Raw genomic sequence first — 18,598 nt, forward strand, 5'->3', positions numbered from 1 at the left:
GGAATGATTCATACCGGGCAGGATGGAATGCTCCGTGCGGGGACCGGGTTGGGGATACGTGACCGGCGGCCTCCGCCGCACCCCACCGGAACGGAGAGAACGGCACCGATGTCAACCAGTCTTCAGCCGTCGCACGAGCAGGTGCCGCCGGACGGCTCCGGCTCCGAGTCCGGGTCCGGGTCCGATGCCACCGCGTCCGCCACACCGGCCGTAGCCGATGCGTCGGCCCCGCCCTTCGCGTCCCTCCTGGACAATCCCGTCTGGACCGCTTTGAGCGGACCGCACCGGCATCTCGCCGAGACCGAGGGTTCCGCCGCCCGCTACCCCGAGGCCGTGTCGCCCTTCGCCGCGCTCGCGGACTGCGACGACCCGCGCCAGTGGACCGACCTGGCCACCCTGATCGGTCCGGGGAACGCCTTCGCGCTGGCATCGGTGCCCAAGCTGCCGGAGGGCTGGGACATCGGGCAGTCAGGGACGGGTGTGCAGTTGGTGGCGGACTCGCTGCGCGGCGAGGCCGACGAGGAAGCGGTACGGCTCGGCGCCTCCGACGTGCCCGAGATGCTCGACCTGGTGGGCCGGACCAAGCCGGGGCCCTTCATGCCGCGCACCATCGAACTGGGCGCGTACTACGGCATCCGCCGGGAGGGCGTGCTGGCCGCGATGGCCGGCGAGCGGCTGCGGGTGCCCGGCGGGACCGAGATCAGCGCGGTCTGCACCGATGAGCGGTACCGCGGCCAGGGTCTGGCGAGCCGGCTGATCCGCCACACCGCGGCGGGCATCCAGGAGCGCGGCGAGACACCCTTCCTGCACGCGGCGGCGGTCAACACCGGTGCCATCCGGCTCTACGAGTCGCTGGGCTTCTCGCTCCGCCGCACCGTCGTCTTCCACTTCCTGCGGGTCCCGGAGCACGCGCTGACCGGCCGCTGAGGTGTGCTGCCGCCCTTCCCCGGCGAGATGTGAGCGGGACCTGAGCGGGACCTGAGCGGGGTCGGCACGGGACCTGAGCGGGGAGGTCGCGGGGACGGCGCGGGACCGGAGGGGATTGCGCGCGGGAGCGCGAGGGGGTTAGCGTCAATGGACCCCGGTCCTGGCAGGAGGTGACGGCAGTTGCGGACCCAGCCCCATCGGACCGTCCGCACCCCCCGCCACGCCCTGGCCGCCGGGTCCGACGCCTTTCCGCCCGCCGCCGTGCGCGTCCTGCTGCCCGGCGGGCCGGTGATCCGGCTCTACGGACGTCAGCACATCGATCTGCTGCGGGTGGCCGGCGCGCTCTGTCGCCGCTGATCCGTCAACTCCTCGACGCGATCGGCCCTTTCCGCCGCCCTCCGCGACGTACGTCTCCCCGCCCGCGGGCTCTCGGTCCACGAGCGACCCCACGGGGGCGGCGCCCGGCACGTACAGGGTCCTGGCCCGGTCGCGTCCGCCCGGCCGACGCCGAGCGGCCCCCTCGGGCCGCTCGGGCCGCCGAGGCCCGCCAACCGCCGTGCCACCACCCGTGCCTGAGCCGGAGGGACCGTTCACCGCCATGAGCACGCCCAAGCAGATCCATCTCGCCGCCCACTTCCCCGGCGTCAACAACACCACCGTCTGGAGCGACCCGGCCGCGGGCAGCCATATCGAGTTCAGCTCGTTCGCCCACTTCGCCCGCACCGCGGAACGCGCGAAGTTCGACTTCCTCTTCCTCGCCGAGGGCCTGCGGCTGCGTGAACAGGGCGGTCAAATCTACGACTTGGACGTGGTGGGCCGGCCGGACACCTTCACCGTGCTCGCCGCGCTCGCCGCGGTCACCGAACGGATCGGGCTGGCGGGCACCATCAACTCCACCTTCAACGAGCCCTACGAGGTGGCCCGGCAGTTCGCCTCCCTCGACCACCTGTCCGGCGGCCGGGCCGCCTGGAACGTCGTCACCTCCTGGGACGCCTTCACCGGCGAGAACTTCCGCCGCGGCGGCTTCCTGGCCAGTGAGGACCGCTACACGCGGGCCCAGCGGTTCCTGGAGACGGCGGGCGAACTCTTCGACTCCTGGCGCGGGGACGAGATCGTCGCGGACCAGGAGTCGGGCCGCTTCCTGGCCGATCCGGCGGCCGGCGCCTTCCGGCACAAGGACGAGCACTTCGACATCGCCGGCCGGTTCAATGTGCCGCGCTCGCCGCAGGGCCGCCCGGTGATCTTCCAGGCCGGCGACTCCGAGGAGGGCCGGGAGTTCGCCGCGTCCGCCGCCGACGCCATCTTCAGCCGGCACGCCGAACGGGAGGCGGGCCAGGCCTTCTACCGGGACGTCAAGGGCCGGCTGGCGAAGTACGGCCGGGCCCGCGACGACCTGCTGATCCTGCCCGCCGCCACCTTCGTCCTCGGCGACACCGACAAAGAGGCCCAGGAGAACGCCCACGAGGTACGGCGCGGCCAGGTCAGCGGGCAGACCGCGATCAAGCTGCTCGAACAGGTGTGGAACCGGGACCTGTCGGCGTACGACCCGGACGGTCCGCTGCCGGACATCGACCCCGATCCGGGCGAGCACACCCTGGCCCAGGGGCGGGCGAGCGTACGGATGTACCGCGATCCGGCGGCCACCGTACGGGAGTGGCGGGAGCTGGCCGAGGCCGAGGGGCTGTCGATCCGGGACCTGGCGATCAGGACCGGCGCCCCGCAGACCTTCGTCGGTTCACCGCGGACCGTCGCGGACACCATCGACTCCTTCGTGCAGAGCGAGGCGGCCGACGGGTTCATCCTGGTGCCGCACATCACCCCCGGCGGTCTCGACGCCTTCGCCGACACGGTGGTGCCGCTGCTCCAGGAGCGCGGCGTCTTCCGCGGTGAGTACGAGGGCACCACCCTCCGCGACCACCTCGGCCTGCGGACCCCGCGCCCGGCCGGCCCGGTCGGGCGGACACCGAGGCCCGAAGCCGTGACCGCGGACCCAACGCACCAGGAAGGCGGCGTCATATGAGCGCCCCAGCACCCTCGGGCTCCGCCGCCGTACCGCTGTCGATCCTCGACCTGTCGCCGATCTCCTCCGGTTCCACCCCGGCGCAGGCGCTGCGCAACACCGTGGACCTCGCCCAGCGGGCCGAGGCGGCCGGCTACAGCCGGTACTGGCTGGCCGAGCACCATCTCGCCACCGGTGTGGCGGGGGTCTCGCCCGCGCTGGTGATCCAGCTCGTGGCGGCGGCCACCGAACGGATCCGGGTGGGCGCGGGCGCGGTGCAGCTCGGACACCGCACGGCCCTGTCGGTGGTCGAGGAGTTCGGGCTGCTCGACGCGCTCTTTCCCGGCCGGATCGACCTGGGCCTCGGCCGGTCCGGCTTCCGGCTCCCGAAACCGCCGACCTGCGCGGGCCCGGCGGCTGACGGGCCGGCAGATGAGAAACCCGCGGGCGGGCAAACCCCGGCCGAGCGGCCCGCGGCCGGTGCGGAGGCCGCCGCCCCGAGCCGCCCGCCGGCCCCCAGGGGCGGCGAGCGCGTCACACCGGAAGGGCTGCTGATCCCCGCGCCCTTCGACCTCGGCGCGCTGGCCGGTTCACCGCTGCTGACCCGGTACGTCCGCCTGGTGCAGTTCCCGGGCGCGGACCTGCCGGACTACCGCGAGCAGGTGGCGCAGATCCAGGCGCTGATCCGCGGCGACCACCGGACCCCGGAGGGGCTGGCGGCCCGCGCGCTGCCCGGCGAGGGCGCCGACCTCCAGCTCTGGATCCTCGGCAGCAGCGGCGGGGTGAGCGCCGAGACGGCCGGCGCCCTGGGGCTGCCCTTCGGCGCGAACTACCACGTCAGCCCGGCCGCGATCCTGGAGGCGGTGGCGGCGTACCGGAAGGCGTTCGTTCCCTCACCGACGCTCAGCAAGCCCCATGTCCTGGTCTCCGCCGACGTGGTGGTGGCCGAGACCGACGCGGCCGCCCGGCACCTGGCCTCGCCCTACGGCCTGTGGGTGCACAGCATCCGCTCCGGGAACGGGGCGATCCCCTTCCCGTCGCCCGACGAGGCCGCCGCCCATGTCTGGACGCCGGAAGAGCGGGCGCTCGTCGACGACCGGGTACGCACCCAGTTCGCCGGCTCACCGCGGACCGTGGTGGAAAAACTCAGAGTGCTGCGCCAGGCCACCGGGGCCGACGAACTGCTCGTCACCACCATCACGCACGACCACCGGGACCGGGTGCGCTCCCTTGACCTCCTCGCGGAGGCGTGGTGGTCGTAGCCGGCCGGGCGGGGCGATGCGGACGGGTCAGCCCCGGTAGGTCTCCAGCAGGCGCAGCCAGATCTCGCTGATCGTGGGGTAGGAGGGCACCGCGTGCCACAGCCGCTCGATCGGGACCTCGCCCACGACCGCGACGGTCGCCGAGTGCAGCAGCTCGCTCACCCCGGGGCCCGCGAAGGTGACGCCGATCAGGTGGCCGCGGTCGAGGTCCACGACCATCCGGGCGGTGCCGCGGTACCCCTCCCGGTAGACGGCGGCGCCGGAGACGTTGCCGATCTCGTAGTCCACCACCTTGGTGCGGCGGCCCACGCGCTCGGCCTCCTTCGCGGTCAGGCCGACGGCGGCCACCTCGGGGTCGGTGAAGACGACCTGCGGGACGGCGGCCGCGTCGGCGGTCGCGACATGCGCGCCCCACGGCGTGTCGTCGACCGGTTCGCCCTTGGCGCGGGCGGCGATCGCGGCGCCGGACATCCGGGCCTGGTACTTGCCCTGATGGGTCAGCAGGGCGCGGTGGTTGACGTCCCCGACGGCGTAGAGCCAGCCGTCGGCGACATCGGCCACCCGGCAGGTGTCGTCGACCGTCAGCCAGTCGCCCGGGGTCAGGCCCACGGTGTCGAGGCCCAGGTCGTCGGTGTGCGGCCGGCGGCCGGTGGCGAAGAGGATCTCGTCCGCGGTGAGCTCACCGCCGTCGTCCAGGCCGACGCGCACCTGGTCGCCCTCGCGGATCGCCGACACCACGGACACGCCGAACCGCACCTCGGCCTCGGCCTCGCGCAGGGCGTCGGTGACCAGCTCGCCGGCGAACGGCTCCATGGTCGGCAACAGGCCGCTGCCGCGCACCAGGAGGGTGACCTGGGAGCCGAGTCCCTGCCAGGCGGTGGCCATCTCGGTCGCCACCACCCCGCCGCCGACCACGACGAGCCGCCCCGGGACCTCCTTGGCGCTGGTGGCCTCCCGGCTGGTCCACGGGTGGACGTCCTCAAGGCCCGGCAGCGGCGGGAGCGCCGCCGTGGTACCGGTGCAGACGGCGACGGCGTGCCGGGCGAGCAGGGTGACGGTGGAGCCGTCCGGGGTGGTCACCGTCACCTTGCGGGGGCCGTCGAGCCGGCCGTGGCCCCGCACCAGTTCCACGTTGACCGAGTCCAGCCAGCCGACCTGCCCGTCGTCCTTCCAGTGGGAGGTGAACTCGTCCCGGCGCGCCAGCACCAGGGGCGCGTCCAGAGGTCCGGCCACAGCGTCGCTCAGACCGGGCAGCGCCCGGGCGTCGGCCCGTGCCAGCACCGGACGCAGCAGGGTCTTGCTCGGCATGCACGCCCAGTAGGAGCACTCGCCGCCGACCAGCTCGCTCTCCACGATCACCGTACTGAGCCCGGCGGCCTGGGTGCGGTCGGCCACGTTCTCGCCGACCGGGCCCGCTCCGATGACCACCACGTCGTAGGTACGGGGCGCTTCGTTCATACCGGCTCCTGTATTGCTGCGTCGCTGTCGGGCGGGGTGGCGGGGCTTCTGGCAAGCTGGGTCCCGGGATACGGATCCGGGACGCACCCCGTGGCGGCCCGGTACGTGCCCACGATCGCACCGAGATCACGCCGATGCCGTAACCGGGGCCACCCCGCGCCATCGTAACGAGGCGCCCCGGCGGGAAGTCTTTCCCACGCCTTACCGTTCCCCTCGCGTAAGGGAGTTGACAGGCAGCGGCCACGCGCTCCGGGTGGTGTGCCGGAAAACGCGACGTATGATCAAGTGATCAAGATCGCGACGCCACGGGGCGTCACGGGAGGTGTGCTCGATGGGTGAACTTGTCCTGATCCGCCACGGTGAGACGGCGTGGACCGTGTCCGGGCAGCACACCAGCTACACCGACCTGCCCCTCACCGGAAACGGCGAGGAACAGGCCCGTTCGCTGACCCCGCTGCTGGCCGGCCGCGACATCACCTCGGTGATCACCAGTCCGCGGCAGCGGGCCCGGCAGACCGCCGAACTCGCCGGCCTGAAGCAGACCCGGATCGACCCGGACCTCCAGGAGTGGGACTACGGCGGCTACGAGGGGATCACCACCGAGGAGATCCACCGGATCCGTCCTGGCTGGAACCTGTGGACCGACGGGGTGATCCCCGGCCCCGAGGGGCATCCGGGTGAGACCGTCCAGCAGGTCGGCGAGCGGGCGGACCGGGCACTGGCCCGGGTGGACGCGGCTTTCGCCAGCGGCGCCGGGGGTGATGTGGTGCTGATCGCGCACGCGCATTTCCTGCGGATCCTCACCGCCCGCCGGCTGGGCCTGCCGGCCACCGACGGGGCGCTCTTCCTGCTGGAGACCGGGACGATCGGCGGGCTCGGCAAGGAACACGGACGGCACGTGCTGACCGCCTGGAACCGGATGCCCTGAGCCCGCGGGCTGCTGGGGCGTGATCCCGCGGCCGGCGGGGTGGCGGGCCCCGGGTCGGCGTGACTCGGCGGGCCGGAGCCGCGGGCCGTTCACCCGGTCGGCCGTCCAGGTCGGGCGAGCGGGGCCGGGAGGCTCTGAGACTGGCTGGACGGCCACGCCGTCGCCGTCCTCGCGGCCCCGCCCTCGTACCTCTGCGCCGCGGTCTCCACCATGGTCGTCCGCGGCCGAGACGCGGGCTCCGCACGACCGAGCCGACGGCCAAGAGCTGAGCCGGCGTCGGATCGCCGCATGTCGGCCCTGACGCCCGCTCACGCCCACCGACGCGAGGCGAATGCGCGGGGACTTCACGGGGACTGCGGGGACTGCTGTCCGCCACGATCGGGTGTGGCGGTACCGCCACGCGACACGCCGAGTGTGCCGCGCGCGGTGGCGGGTAGGCCGGAGCCAGGAAACTGGTCGCCCCGGGAGACACGCGGGGACTCTTGAGGGAGCGGCTTATGACGGTGACGGCCGAGAGGCACAGCACGGCACGGTTGTCGTCGCCCTGGTCGCGGGGCGCCCTGGTGGCCCTGGCCGGAGCCGTGCCCGCGCTGGCGTTCCCCGCGCCGTCCCTGTGGTGGCTCGCCTACGTCTCCCTCGTGCCGTGGATGCTGCTGGTGAGGTCGGCGCCCACCGGGCGGCGGGCCGCGGTCGACGGATGGCTCGGCGGCGCGGGCTTCATGCTGGCCGTCCACCACTGGCTGCTGCCGAGCCTGAGCGTGTTCATCGTGGCGATCGCGCTGCTGCTCGGCGCGCTGTGGGCGCCCTGGGGCTGGGCGGTACGCCGGCTGCTGGGTCCCGACGCCGGGCCCGGCCGGAGCGCGGTGGCGACCGTGCTGGTGCCGTCCGCCTGGCTGATGGTGGAGCTGGCGCGCTCCTGGCAGTATCTGGGCGGCCCCTGGGGGCTGCTCGGGGCCAGCCAGTGGCAGGTCCCGCCGGCCCTGCGGCTCGCCTCGATCGGCGGAGTGTGGCTGGTCAGCTTTCTGGTGGTGCTGGTCAACACCTGCCTGGTGGCGCTGATCACGGTGCCCGCGCTGCGCCGGCCCGCGATCAGCGCGCTGCTCGTCACCGGTGTGCTGACCACCGCCGTGTGGCTGTGGGCGCCGCGCGCCCAGCAGTCGGGCTCGGCGCGGATCGCCGTGGTGCAGTCCGGTGTGCTGCCGACCGGTGACAGCCGGTTCGCCCGTGAGGTGGCGCTCACCCGCACGCTCGTGGGCAGCCACCCCGACCTGGTGGTGTGGGGTGAGAGCAGCGTCAGCGTCGACCTGACCGACCATCCGAAGACCGCCGCGCGGCTGGCCGAACTCTCCCGTGAGGTCGGCGCCGATCTGCTGATCAATGTGGACGCCGAACGGGCCGACCACACCGGTATCTCCAAGACCTCGATGCTGATCGGCCCGGACGGCCCCACCGGGCCGACGTACGACAAGATGCGGCTGGTGCCCTTCGGCGAGTACATCCCGCTGCGCTCGGTGCTCGGCTGGGCCACCTCGGTCGGCCGGGCGGCCGGCGAGGACCGGATGCCGGGCACCCGGCAGGTGGTGATGGACACCGGCAAGGTGCGGTTCGGTCCGCTGGTCTGCTTCGAGTCCGCGTTTCCCGACATGAGCCGACATCTGGCGGGCGACGGAGCCCAGTTGCTGATCGCCCAGTCGTCCACCTCGACCTTCCAGCGGAGCTGGGCGCCGGCCCAGCACGCCTCGTTGGCGGCGCTGCGGGCCGCCGAGGACTGGCGGCCGATGGTGCACGCCACCCTCACCGGGATCAGCGCGGTCTACGACGCGGACGGCCGTCAGGTCGGCCACCGGATCGGCACCAGCGGCAGCACCACGGAGGTCTTCCAGGTGCCGCTGGCGAGCGGGGTCAGCCCCTATGTACGGTTCGGCGACTGGGTGCCCCGGCTGGCGCTGCTGCTGGTGCTGTCCGCGGTCGCGTACGAGGTCACCAGCCGGGTGCGGCGGCCCGCGCCCGCACTTCCCGGGAGTGTGGCGCAGGCGAAGTGAGGGTGGCTCAGCCGGTGATCTCCCGGACGATCCGCTCGCACAGTTCGTGGGTGCGCAACGCGTCCCGGGCGTCGAGCAGTTCGCCGCTCCGCACCGCGTCCAGGAACGCCAGGGTGATCTGCTCGATGCCGCGCTGCCGGGCCACCGGCACCCAGTCGCCGCGCCGCCGCACGCTCGGCTGGCCCTTGTGGTCCACGATCTCGGCGAGGTTGAGCACCTGGCGGCGGGTGTCGGCGCCGCTGACGTCCAGACTCTCCTCGGTCGAGCCGCTCATCCGGTTCATCGAGCCGATGGCGGTGAAACCGTCGCCGCCCAACTGGAGCACCACGTGTTCGAGCAGTCCGCCGCGCACCCGGGCCGACACCCGGACCGGTTCCACCGGGCCCGGGACCAGGAACCGCAGGGTGTCGACGACGTGGATGAAGTCGTCGAAGACCACCGCGCGCGGCTCGTCGGCGAGGCCGATCCGGTTCTTCTGCATCAGGATCAGATCGCGCGGGTGGTCCAGGCATTGGGCGTAGCCGGGCGCGTAGCGGCGGTTGAAGCCGGCCATCAGGGAGACCCGGCGCTCGGCGGCGAGTTCCACCAGCCGGCGGGCGGCGGCCAGGTCGTAGCCGAACGGCTTGTCGACATAGGCCGGGATGCCGGCCTCGATGAGGCGGGCGCCGATCTCCTCATGGTGCTCGGTGGGCGCGTGCACGAAGGCGGCGTCGAGGCCCTGGTCGAGCAGCGCGTCCAGCGAGGTGTGCCGGTGCGGCAGCCGGAAGGCGTCCCCGATCCGTTCCAGCGTCGCCGGCGTGCGGGTGTGCAGGTGCAGTTCGATACCGGGCTGAGCGGTGAGGACCGGGAGGTACGCCTTCCGCGCGATGTCACCGAGACCGATGACGCCGATCTTCAGGGGTGCGCTGCCCGGTGCCATGAGTGCTCCTCGTCGTCTCGACCCGGCGGCCTCGGATCCGCCCGGCGCCGCCGAGGTCCCGGTCCGGCCCGATGCTCCGGCGTGGTCCCGTTCCGTCCGGGGCCGGGATCGCCGCACGGTGTCACCGCAGCATACGGGCCTCCCCGGCCCGCACGGTCCTTGCCCTCGCACCGTGGCCACGGTCGCCGGTCGCCGGTCGCGCCGACGCTCCCCGTACGAGTGAGCCGTGATGGTTTGCGGAACGAGCGTTCACTCGTGCGGGGAGTTCCGGAGCGGCCGGTGCTGCGGCAAGATTGCGCAGGTGCCTCGTGCCTCAATCACCTTGCTCCTGCTGACGGCTTGCGCCGCGGCCGGGTGCACCACTGTGTCCGCTCCCCCGATGGCGCCCGTGTCGGTCCCGGGGCCGTCCGCCGCCGTGTCGGGTCACGGCCCCGAAGACGTCACGGTGCTGCCGCGGCCGGCCCACAGGTTGCTGGCGCCGGCCGGCACCGTGCCGCGGCCCACCCGGCACGCCGCACCCTCACCCCCGCCTCCGGCCGCGCTCCCACCTCCGGCCTCCCACGGCCCGGCCCGTCCCCAGTCCCCGCACGGCTCGGCCCGGGTCCCCCGCGTGCCCAACGGCTCCGTGCCCCTGGTTCCCCGCTTCCCCCGGCCCGGCGGCGGCTCGGTCTGCGAGCTGGGCAGGACCTTCGGCGGCTGGTCGACGGGCAGCAGCGCGGCCACCCTCTGCCACCGGGCCTACGGATAGCGCGTTTCCGGGCGCCCCGGCACCTCGGCAGCCCAGTACCTCGCCGCCCCGACACCCCGACACCCCGACACCCGCGACCCGACACCCCACCGACCCGGCCGCCGGCCGCTCCGCCGCGGCCCACGGTATATAACCGGCGGCATGGCACTGCACTGGAAGCTGGTCATCGACAGCAGGAACGCGGCCGCGCTCGCGGACTTCTGGGCCGCCGCGCTGGAGTACGAGGTGGAGGACGCGAGTGTCCTCGTCGGTCGGCTGCTGGCCGCCGGGCAGATCGGCGCGGACGCCGTGGTCGAGCACCGGGGGCGGCGGAATCTGCGCGGGTATGCCGCGGTCCGGCACCCGGACGATCCGTTCGACGAGGTCAGCGGGGTCGGCCGCGGCCGACGGCTGCTCTTCCAGGAGGTGCCGGAGGAAAAGACGGTCAAGAACCGTCTGCACCTGGACCTGCACAGCGAGCCGGGTGGCCGCGACGCGCTGGTGGACCGGCTGGAAGCCCTGGGTGCCACCCGGGTCCGCGAGGTGGACGAGGGCCCGGCCGGGCACTGGTGGCTGATGCGGGACCCGGAGGGCAACGAGTTCTGCGCGAACTGATCCGCGCGACGCCAGGCGTGTTCCGGACGGCGCGGACATCGCGTCGTCCGCCCGGACGGTGTCCCGCGAGCACCGTGGCCGGGTGGGGTGCCCGCGACGCGGCGCGGACGCCCCACTCCGTGCCAGGGGGCGGTCAGCCGAGGTCGGGGATGCGCCAGTCGATCGGGTCGTGGCCCTGGTGCTTGACCGCCTCGTCGATCTGGCCGAAGGGGCGGCTGCCGAGGAAGAGCTTCGCCGAGAGCGGCGAGGGGTGGGCGCCCTGGATGACGGTGTGCCGGGCGGTGTCGATCAGCGGCACCTTCTTCTTGGCGTAGTTCCCCCACAGGACGAACACCGCCGGGTCCGGGCGGTCGGAGACCGCCTTGATCACCGCGTCGGTGAACTTCTCCCAGCCCTTGCCCTTGTGCGAGTTGGCCTCGCCCTCGCGGACGGTGAGCACCGCGTTGAGCAGCAGCACGCCCTGCTCGGCCCACGGCATCAGATAGCCGTTGTCGGGGATCGGGTATCCCAGTTCGTCCCGCAGCTCCTTGAAGATGTTCCGCAGGCTCGGCGGGGTCTTCACCCCGGGCCGCACCGAGAAGCACAGGCCATGCCCCTGGCCCTCGCCGTGGTAAGGATCCTGGCCGAGGATCAGCACCTTCACCCGGTCGAACGGGGTCGCCGCCAGGGCGGCGAACACCTCGTCCCGCGGCGGGAAGACCCGGTGCTCCCGCCGCTCCTCCTCGACGAAGTCGGTGAGCTGCTTGAAGTAGGGCTTGTCCAACTCCTCACCGAGCGCGGTCTCCCAGGAGTCGGGCAGCATGCTGGGCACGTCAGGAACCTCCGGTAAGCGATCCGTTACTGCCCCAGAACGTACCGCGCCCCACTGACAACGCGGCCCGGACCCTCAGCCCCCCGCCTTCAGGAAGAGTCCCCCGTCGATGACCAGGTTCTGGCCGGTGATCCAGCCCGCCTGCTCGGACAACAGGAACGCGGCGGCGGCGCCGATGTCCTCGGGTATCCCCAGCCGGCCCATCGGATAGGCCGCGGCGGCCTCCTCCTCGCGCCCTTCGTAGAGCGCCGCGGCGAACTTCGTCTTGACCACGGCGGGGGCGATGGAGTTGACCCGTACCGAGGGCGCCATCTCGGCGGCGAGCTGCACGGTGAGGTTCACCATCGCGGCCTTGCTCATGCCGTAGGCGGCGATGAAGGGGGACGGGGCGAGCCCGGTGACGGAGGCGATATTGACGATCGCGCCGCCGTTCTCCTTCTGCCAGGCCTTCCAGGTCTGCTGGGCGAAGCCGAGCGCGGAGATCACATTGGTCTCGTAGACCTTGCGGACCACACCGAGGTCGATGTCGGCGAGCAGGCCGTAGACGGGGTTGGTGCCGGCGTTGTTGGCGAGGTAGTCGATCCGGCCGAACGCCTCCATGGCGCGCTCGACGGCGATCGCCTGGTGGGCCTCGTCGTGGGCCTTGCCGGCTACGCCGATCACCCGGTCGGCGCCGAGTTTCTCGACGGCCGCCTTCAGGGCCTCCTCGTTGCGTCCGGTGATGCAGACACGGTCGCCGCGGGCGACGAGCGCCTCCGCTATGCCGTAGCCGATGCCGCGGCTGGCGCCGGTGATGAGAGCCGCGCGGCCGCTTTCCTGGGGGAGCTGAGTCATGTCGGGATAGGCCTTCGCGCTTGTCAGTTGAGCGGGCCGCCGGCCACGTACATGACCTGGCCCGAGATGAATCCGGCGGCGTCGCCGGCGAAGAACGCGATGGCGTTGGCGACGTCCTCGGGCCTGCCGACCCGCTGGACCGGGATCTGGGTGGCGGCGGCGGCCTGGAAGTCCTCGAAGCCCATGCCGACCCGGGCCGCGGTGGCGGCGGTCATGTCGGTGACGATGAAGCCGGGCGCGACCGCGTTGGCGGTGACGCCGAACTTGCCGAGTTCGATGGCGAGGGTCTTGGTGAAGCCCTGCAGACCCGCCTTGGCGGCCGCGTAGTTGACCTGGCCCCGGTTGCCGAGCGCGGAGGACGAGGAGAGGTTGACGATCCGGCCGAACATCGCGTCCACCATGTGCTTCTGGGTGGCGCGGGTCATCAGGAAGGCACCGCGCAGGTGCACTCCGAGGACGGTGTCCCAGTCGGTCGTGCTCATCTTGAACAGCAGGTTGTCGCGGAGGACGCCGGCGTTGTTCACCAGCACGGTGGGGGCGCCGAGTTCCTCGGCGACCCTGGCGACGGCGGCCTCGACCTGCGCCTCGTCGGAGACGTCGGCGCCCACCGCGAGGGCCTTGCCGCCGACCGCGGTGATGGCCTCCACGGTGTCCTTGCAGGCGCCCTCGTCGAGGTCGAGTACGGCGACCGCGCGGCCCTCGGCGGCCAGCCGCACCGCCGTGGCGGCGCCGATTCCGCGGGCGGCGCCGGTGACGATCGCGACGCGCTGCTCGGTGGTGGACATCTTTGTCTCCTCAGCCCGGGGGTCGCCCGACACACGTCCTACGTATGAGCGACCGCTTAGTAGGTCCGTAGCCGAAACCGTAGGAGGGCCGTGACCCAGTGTCAACGCCAACCCCCGGTGATCCGGCCGGGGAGCGGACCCCGCCGCGGTCGCCGCCCGCCCCGAACCGGTCGCGGCCGGGCGGCGACCGGTGGACGCTCAGCGGACGAGCAGCCCCAGCAGCCGGTCCGCCTCCTTGTCCGCGTCGGCGGTGAGCCCGGTGTGGATCGGCCCCGGCTGCACGATGGTGCTGCGCGGCGCGGTGAGCCAGCGGAAGCGGCGGCCGGGGTCGTCCGGCGCGGCCTGGCCGGCCCCAGGACCGCCGTCGCAGACGGCCTGATAGCCGCGGAGCGCGGCCCGCACCCCGTCCACGTCCACCTCCGGATCGAGGCAGCGCAGCTTCTGCTCGTCCAGGTGCACCCGCGCGCCCACATAGCTCTGCGCCCGGCAGTAGACCAGCACACCCGCGTTGATCAGCTCGCCGCGCTCGATCCGCGGCACCACGCGCACCAGCGCGTACTCGAACACATCGCGCTCGCTCACGTGGCGTTCTTCCCCTCGACCCAGGGGCGCAGCCACTCCGGCGGCGCCTGCTTCTCCTGCCGCTGCCCGGTGGTGATCCGCTCATGGACGTCCAGCGCGCGGGCGCCCAGCAGTTCGCGATAGGCCCGGCGTACGTCGTCGGGCGTGTCGAAGCCGGGCTCGTCCACCAGCCACTCGTCCGGCACCAGTCCGGTCACCTCGGTGAGCAGTTCGTCGGTCACCTTCGCCGCCAACTCGGCCGCCACCGCGCCCGGTTCCGGGGAGAAACGGGTCAGCGCGTGATCGGACGCGTCGTAGGGCTTGGCCGAAGCGGCCTGCGCCGAGCGCCAGTTGTGGTGCCAGATCAGCGAGGCGCCGTGGTCGATCAGCCACACCTTCCGGTGCCAGACCAGCATGTTAGGGTTACGCCAGGACCGGTCGACGTTGCCGATCAACGCGTCGAACCAGACGACACGGCTCGCCTCTTCGGGGTCCATCGCGAAGACCAGGGGATCGAACCCCAGCGCGCCGGGCAGGAAGTCCATCCCCAGGTTGAGCCCGCCGCTCGCCTTGAGCAGGTCCTGGATCTCCTCGTCGGGCTCACCGAGCGCGATCACCGGATCGAAGTCGAAGCGCACCAGTTCGGGCACGCGCAAGTCCAGACGCCGGCCCAGCTCGCCCGCGATCACCTCGGCGATCAGCGCCTTGCGGCCCTGGGCCGCGCCGGCGAACTTCACGACGTAGGTTCCGAGGTCGTCCGCCTCGACCACACCGGGCACCGAGCCGCCCTCACGCAGCGGTGTCACGTAGCGGATGCCCGTCACTTCTCTCAACATCCCCCCAGGTTAGACGGGTGAGACTGCCGTTATGGACACGATCACTTTCCCCCGCCAACTCGCCCGCACCCAGCGCTTCACCCTCGGTCTCCCCCGCTCCTTCACGCTGCTGCCCGACGGGAGCGGCGCGCTCTTCCTGCGCACCCGGGGCCCGGAGGACCGCACCAGTTGCCTGTGGCTGCGGGACGCGGCCGGTGAGCGGCTGCTGGCCGACCCGGCGGATCTGGGCAGCTCCAGCGGCTCAGCCGGCTCCGCAGGCGCCTCCGGCCCCGTACCCGAGGCCGAACTCGTCCGCCGGGAGCGGGCCAGGGAACGCTCGGTCGGGGTCGTCGCCTACAGCACGGACGCCGCCGTACGGACCGTCGCCTTCGCGCTCGACGGCGCCCTGTGGGTGGTCGACGCGCACGACGGGCGCCCCGCCCGGCCCGTCCCCACCGCGGGACCGGTCGTCGACCCCCGGCTCGACCCCACCGGGCGCCGCGTCGCCTACGTCACCGGCGGCGCGCTGCACGTGGTGGCGCTGGACGGCGCCGACCTGTGCCTGGCCGCGCCGGAAAACGCCGAGATCGGCTACGGACTGGCCGAACACGTGGCGGCCGAGTCGATGCACCGCCACCGCGGGCACTGGTGGGCCCCCGACGGCGAGCGGCTGCTCGCCACCCGGGTGGACACCGCCGGGGTGCTCCGCTGGTGGATCGGCGACCCCGCCGACCCGGCCAGGGCGCCGCGCCCGATCCGCTATCCGGCCGCCGGCACCGCCAACGCCGACGTGTCGCTGTACGTCCTCGGCCTGGACGGGAGCCGGACCGAAGTGCGCTGGGACCGGGCCGCCTACGAGTATCTGGCCACCGTCGCCTGGGACCCGCACGGGCCGCTGCTGAGCGTGCAGAGCCGCGACCAGCGGACGCTGCGCGTGCTGGCCGCGGACCCGGAGTCGGGCGCCACCCGGCTGCTCCACGAGCAGCGCGACCCGGCCTGGGTCCAACTGATCCCGGGCGCGCCCGCCAGGACAGCGGCGGGCACGCTGGTGCACCTCACGGACGGCTCGGACGCCGACAGCGGCGGCCCCGACTCCCCCGGCACCACCCGCCGGCTGACGGTCGGCGGCGAACCGGTCACCCCCGAGGGTCTGCAACTGCGGGAAGTCGTGTCCGTCGACGGCGAGTCGGTGCTGTTCGTGGCGAGCGACGAGCCGACCGAGCCGCACCTCTGGTCGTACGATCCGCGCGGCGGTCTGCGGCGGCTCAGCTCGGGCGCCGGAGCGCACACCGGGCAGCGGGCCGGCGGCGCGCTGCTGCTCGCCTCCCACCGCGAGGGACGCCGGGAGTTCACGCTGCTCTCCGACCGGACCCCGCCCGGCACCACACCCGGCGCCCCGGCGAGCGCCGCGCCCACGTCCGGGCCCACGTCCGCGCCCACCTCCGGGCCCATCACCGCGCCCACCACCCTCCCCATCGCCTCGCTCGCCGCGGACCCGGTGACCCCGCCGCGGGTGACCTGGCTGCGGGCGGGCGCGCTGGAGATCCGTACCGCCCTGCTGCTGCCCTCCTGGTACGAGCCGGGCGGCGAACCGCTGCCGGTGCTGATGGCCCCGTACGGCGGCCCCGCCGCGCAGTTGGTGACCCGGGCGCACGGCTGGGCGATGGCCGAGGCGCAGTGGTTCGCCGACGAGGGCTTCGCGGTGGTGCTCGCCGACGGCCGCGGCACCCCCGGGCGCGGCCCCCGGTGGGAGAAGACGGTGCACGGGGACACGCTGAGCGCGCCGGTCGAGGACCAGGTGACCGCCCTGCACGCGGCGGCCGCGCACTGCCGGGACCTGGACCTCGGCCGGGTCGCCATCCGCGGCTGGTCCTTCGGCGGCGCCCTCGCCGTGGCCGCGGTGCTGCGCCGCCCCGATGTCTTCCACGCGGCGGTCTCGGGGGCCGGGCCGAGCGATCAGCGGCTGTACGACACCCACTGGCGCGAGCGTTTCCTCGGCCACCCGGACCTCGCGCCCGAGGCGTACGAGCGCTGCTCGCCGATCGGCCAGGCGGCGGCGCTGCGCCGGCCGCTGCTGCTGGTGCACGGGCTGGCCGACGACAACGTGGTGGCCGCCCACACCCTGCGGCTCTCGGCGGCGCTGCTCGCGGCCCAGCGCCCGCACGAGGTGCTCCCGCTGTCGAACACCACGCACGCGCCGACCGACGCGGCGGTGGTGGAGGGGCTGCTGCGCCACCAGGTGAACTTCCTGCGCAGGTCATTGAACGTTCCGCCGCGACCGCCCGTATAGACGGACACGCGTGAAAGCACGCTGCCGGGCGGCGATGTTGCCGCCGCCCGGCTTTCACGAGCGGACAGGATGCACCTTATGCCCGAAACCTCCGGATTCACCGTCTCCCCCACCCGTCGGGGTGTCGTCGCCGCGGCGGGCGGCGTCGGCCTGGCCGCCGTCCTGGCCGCCTGCGGTTCGGACTCGGACTCCGGCTCGGACAGCGCCGCCCCCTCGTCGGACGCCGCGACGCCCTCGGCGGCGCCGTCCTCCGGCGGCTCGGGCTCGGCCGGCGGCGGCACTCCGCTCGCCAAGACCTCGGACATCCCGGTCGGCGGCGGCAAGATCTTCGCCGACCAGAAGGTCGTCGTCACCCAGCCGGCCGCCGGGCAGTTCAAGTGCTTCTCCGCGGTCTGCACCCACATGGGCTGCACGGTCAGCAGCGTGTCCGACGGCACCATCAACTGCCCCTGTCACGGCAGCAAGTTCCACGTGGCGGACGGCAGCGTGGCCAACGGCCCGGCCACCCAGGCGCTGCCGGCCAAGCAGGTCACCGTCTCCGGCGACGAGGTCACCCTGGCCTGAACGCGCCCCGGGGCACGGCACACCCTCCGGCCCGGGACGGATGGATCCGGCGGTCCGGCCGGCCGGATACGCGGCCGACCGGATACGCCGCCGACCGGTCAGCCGCCCGTGTGGCCGGCCGACCGGCGCAGCGCCTCGACCGCGACGCGGATGGCCGGCCGGCGGTCGGCGTCCTCCCGCCAGACCGCGTACACATGCCGTCGCATGGTGTGCCGCACCGGGATGATGCGGACGCCCGGCGGCATCGGGTCGCGCCCGAGCCGGGGCATCACCGCCACCCCGAGTCCGGCGGCGACCAGGGCGAGCACGGTGGCGTGCTCCTCGACGTGGTGGGCGATCCGCGGCTCGATACCCTTGCCGCGCAGGGTGAAGAGCAGCCACTCGTGGCAGAAGCCGCCGTCCGGCCAGGCGATCCACGCGTCGTCCGCCAGCTCGTCCAGCTCGATCTCGGGCCGGTCCTCCAGCCGGTGCCCGGCGGGGAGGGCCACGTCGGCGATGTCGTCGATCAGCGGCGCCTTGGCGAGTCCGCCGGGCAGTGACAGCGGTTTGTTGTACCAGTCGAGGGCCACCGCCAGGTCGATGTCGCCGCGGGTGAGGCGGGCCAGCGACTCGCTCGGCTCCAGTTCGTGGACGACGGTCCGAAGCCCGGGGTGGTCGCGGCGCAGCGCGCCCAGCGCGGCCGGGAACAGGCCGCGGACCGCGGTGGGGAAGGCGGCCGCGCGCAACTCGCCGACGGCGGCGCCGCGGTGGGCCTCCAGATCGGCGTGCGCCAGCTCGACCAGGGAGAGTATCCGGCCGGCGTGCCCGCACAGCAGCCGCCCGGCGTCGGTGAGCCGCACCCCGCGCCCGCTCTTGGCCAGCAGTGTCTGGTTGGTCTCCCGCTCCAGCTTGGCCATCTGCTGCGACACGGCGGACGTGGTCACGCCCAGCACGTCGGCTGCGGCGCTCACCGAACCGTAGGCGTCGATCGCGTGCAGGACGCGGAGACGTTCGAGACTCAACATGTAAGCGATGCTACGTCGTCGCTGTACGAAATCTCGCTTGTTCTACGAAGTCCGGCG

The 18,598-nt window shown here is 73.4% G+C and carries 18 protein-coding genes; 10 read left to right on the forward strand and 8 right to left on the reverse strand.

Annotated elements, in window-relative coordinates; genetic code table 11:
- Positions 1 to 108 precede the first annotated feature (108 nt).
- From OG519_RS02755 to OG519_RS02770, 4 genes are all read left to right on the forward strand, one after another.
- A complete protein-coding gene (locus tag OG519_RS02755) occupies positions 109 to 927 on the forward strand; it encodes a GNAT family N-acetyltransferase (RefSeq protein ID WP_405578113.1) in 819 nt (272 codons plus the stop codon).
- Positions 928 to 1,107: 180 nt separating this feature from the next.
- Positions 1,108 to 1,284, forward strand: a complete 177-nt coding sequence (locus OG519_RS02760; RefSeq protein WP_405578116.1) for a putative leader peptide — start codon at positions 1,108 to 1,110, stop codon at positions 1,282 to 1,284.
- Positions 1,285 to 1,525: 241 nt separating this feature from the next.
- Positions 1,526 to 2,947, forward strand: a complete 1,422-nt coding sequence (locus tag OG519_RS02765) for an NtaA/DmoA family FMN-dependent monooxygenase (protein WP_405578119.1) — start codon at positions 1,526 to 1,528, stop codon at positions 2,945 to 2,947.
- Positions 2,944 to 4,188: an LLM class flavin-dependent oxidoreductase gene (locus OG519_RS02770; RefSeq protein ID WP_405578122.1), complete on the forward strand. Its 1,245-nt coding sequence runs from the start codon at positions 2,944 to 2,946 to the stop codon at positions 4,186 to 4,188. Before OG519_RS02765 ends, OG519_RS02770 begins: the two co-directional genes overlap by 4 nt.
- A 27-nt stretch (positions 4,189 to 4,215) precedes the next feature.
- Here OG519_RS02770 and OG519_RS02775 read toward each other — a convergent pair whose 3' ends face one another.
- Positions 4,216 to 5,646 (reverse strand): dihydrolipoyl dehydrogenase family protein, encoded by a 1,431-nt coding sequence (locus tag OG519_RS02775; RefSeq protein WP_405578124.1) that lies wholly within the window; start codon positions 5,644 to 5,646, stop codon positions 4,216 to 4,218.
- A 331-nt stretch (positions 5,647 to 5,977) separates the two neighbouring features.
- Here OG519_RS02775 and OG519_RS02780 point away from each other — a divergent pair, with 331 nt between their 5' ends.
- Positions 5,978 to 6,574, forward strand: a complete 597-nt coding sequence (locus OG519_RS02780; protein WP_405578127.1) for a histidine phosphatase family protein — start codon at positions 5,978 to 5,980, stop codon at positions 6,572 to 6,574.
- A 497-nt stretch (positions 6,575 to 7,071) separates the two neighbouring features.
- A complete protein-coding gene (gene lnt, locus OG519_RS02785) occupies positions 7,072 to 8,616 on the forward strand; it encodes an apolipoprotein N-acyltransferase (protein ID WP_405578130.1) in 1,545 nt (514 codons plus the stop codon).
- A 7-nt stretch (positions 8,617 to 8,623) separates the two neighbouring features.
- Here the strand turns inward: lnt and OG519_RS02790 are convergent, their stop codons facing one another.
- Positions 8,624 to 9,514, reverse strand: coding sequence for a Gfo/Idh/MocA family protein (locus OG519_RS02790; protein ID WP_405592422.1), 891 nt, complete (start codon positions 9,512 to 9,514; stop codon positions 8,624 to 8,626).
- Positions 9,515 to 10,160: 646 nt separating this feature from the next.
- On the opposite strand from OG519_RS02790, the gene OG519_RS02795 reads away from it, so the two are divergent.
- Positions 10,161 to 10,283: a hypothetical protein gene (locus OG519_RS02795; RefSeq protein ID WP_405578133.1), complete on the forward strand. Its 123-nt coding sequence runs from the start codon at positions 10,161 to 10,163 to the stop codon at positions 10,281 to 10,283.
- Positions 10,284 to 10,424: 141 nt separating this feature from the next.
- Positions 10,425 to 10,877: a VOC family protein gene (locus OG519_RS02800; protein WP_405578135.1), complete on the forward strand. Its 453-nt coding sequence runs from the start codon at positions 10,425 to 10,427 to the stop codon at positions 10,875 to 10,877.
- Positions 10,878 to 11,010: 133 nt separating this feature from the next.
- Here the strand turns inward: OG519_RS02800 and OG519_RS02805 are convergent, their stop codons facing one another.
- The 5 genes from OG519_RS02805 to OG519_RS02825 form a co-directional block, all read right to left on the reverse strand.
- Positions 11,011 to 11,688, reverse strand: a complete 678-nt coding sequence (locus OG519_RS02805; RefSeq protein WP_405578138.1) for a uracil-DNA glycosylase — start codon at positions 11,686 to 11,688, stop codon at positions 11,011 to 11,013.
- Between the two features lie 75 nt (positions 11,689 to 11,763).
- The gene (locus tag OG519_RS02810) at positions 11,764 to 12,522 is read right to left on the reverse strand and encodes an SDR family oxidoreductase (RefSeq protein WP_405578141.1); all 759 of its coding nucleotides are present in this window, start codon (positions 12,520 to 12,522) and stop codon (positions 11,764 to 11,766) included.
- Positions 12,523 to 12,545: 23 nt separating this feature from the next.
- On the reverse strand, positions 12,546 to 13,307 hold the full coding sequence (fabG, locus tag OG519_RS02815) for a 3-oxoacyl-ACP reductase FabG (RefSeq protein ID WP_405578143.1): 762 nt from the start codon (positions 13,305 to 13,307) through the stop codon (positions 12,546 to 12,548).
- Between the two features lie 198 nt (positions 13,308 to 13,505).
- A complete protein-coding gene (locus OG519_RS02820) occupies positions 13,506 to 13,889 on the reverse strand; it encodes a DUF3037 domain-containing protein (protein ID WP_405578146.1) in 384 nt (127 codons plus the stop codon).
- Positions 13,886 to 14,704, reverse strand: a complete 819-nt coding sequence (locus OG519_RS02825; RefSeq protein ID WP_405578148.1) for a HipA family kinase — start codon at positions 14,702 to 14,704, stop codon at positions 13,886 to 13,888. Before OG519_RS02825 ends, OG519_RS02820 begins: the two co-directional genes overlap by 4 nt.
- Positions 14,705 to 14,735: 31 nt before the next feature.
- Here OG519_RS02825 and OG519_RS02830 point away from each other — a divergent pair, with 31 nt between their 5' ends.
- Both OG519_RS02830 and OG519_RS02835 read left to right on the forward strand, forming a co-directional pair.
- On the forward strand, positions 14,736 to 16,973 hold the full coding sequence (locus OG519_RS02830; protein ID WP_405578151.1) for a prolyl oligopeptidase family serine peptidase: 2,238 nt from the start codon (positions 14,736 to 14,738) through the stop codon (positions 16,971 to 16,973).
- Between the two features lie 78 nt (positions 16,974 to 17,051).
- On the forward strand, positions 17,052 to 17,537 hold the full coding sequence (locus OG519_RS02835; protein ID WP_405578154.1) for a Rieske (2Fe-2S) protein: 486 nt from the start codon (positions 17,052 to 17,054) through the stop codon (positions 17,535 to 17,537).
- 98 nt (positions 17,538 to 17,635) lie between these two features.
- On the opposite strand, the gene OG519_RS02840 is transcribed toward OG519_RS02835, so the two are convergent.
- Complete coding sequence (locus OG519_RS02840) at positions 17,636 to 18,541, reverse strand: LysR family transcriptional regulator (RefSeq protein WP_405578156.1); 906 nt, start codon at positions 18,539 to 18,541, stop codon at positions 17,636 to 17,638.
- Between the last annotated feature and the right edge of the window lie 57 nt (positions 18,542 to 18,598).

The sequence above is a fragment of the Streptomyces sp. NBC_01190 genome (genome assembly GCF_045039895.1).
Lineage (GTDB): Bacteria > Actinomycetota > Actinomycetes > Streptomycetales > Streptomycetaceae > Actinacidiphila.

Excerpts from the sequence above, each read along its gene's own strand:
- OG519_RS02775 (WP_405578124.1), bottom strand. The coding sequence starts at position 5,646 with ATGAACGAAGCGCCCCGTACCTACGACGTGGTGGTCATCGGAGCGGGC.
- OG519_RS02755 (WP_405578113.1), top strand. The coding sequence starts at position 109 with ATGTCAACCAGTCTTCAGCCGTCGCACGAGCAGGTGCCGCCGGACGGC.
- OG519_RS02765 (WP_405578119.1), top strand. The coding sequence starts at position 1,526 with ATGAGCACGCCCAAGCAGATCCATCTCGCCGCCCACTTCCCCGGCGTC.
- OG519_RS02825 (WP_405578148.1), bottom strand. The coding sequence starts at position 14,704 with ATGTTGAGAGAAGTGACGGGCATCCGCTACGTGACACCGCTGCGTGAG.
- lnt (WP_405578130.1), top strand. The coding sequence starts at position 7,072 with ATGACGGTGACGGCCGAGAGGCACAGCACGGCACGGTTGTCGTCGCCC.
- OG519_RS02830 (WP_405578151.1), top strand. The coding sequence starts at position 14,736 with ATGGACACGATCACTTTCCCCCGCCAACTCGCCCGCACCCAGCGCTTC.
- fabG (WP_405578143.1), bottom strand. The coding sequence starts at position 13,307 with ATGTCCACCACCGAGCAGCGCGTCGCGATCGTCACCGGCGCCGCCCGC.
- OG519_RS02835 (WP_405578154.1), top strand. The coding sequence starts at position 17,052 with ATGCCCGAAACCTCCGGATTCACCGTCTCCCCCACCCGTCGGGGTGTC.
- OG519_RS02800 (WP_405578135.1), top strand. The coding sequence starts at position 10,425 with ATGGCACTGCACTGGAAGCTGGTCATCGACAGCAGGAACGCGGCCGCG.
- OG519_RS02780 (WP_405578127.1), top strand. The coding sequence starts at position 5,978 with ATGGGTGAACTTGTCCTGATCCGCCACGGTGAGACGGCGTGGACCGTG.
- OG519_RS02840 (WP_405578156.1), bottom strand. The coding sequence starts at position 18,541 with ATGTTGAGTCTCGAACGTCTCCGCGTCCTGCACGCGATCGACGCCTAC.
- OG519_RS02810 (WP_405578141.1), bottom strand. The coding sequence starts at position 12,522 with ATGACTCAGCTCCCCCAGGAAAGCGGCCGCGCGGCTCTCATCACCGGC.
- OG519_RS02770 (WP_405578122.1), top strand. The coding sequence starts at position 2,944 with ATGAGCGCCCCAGCACCCTCGGGCTCCGCCGCCGTACCGCTGTCGATC.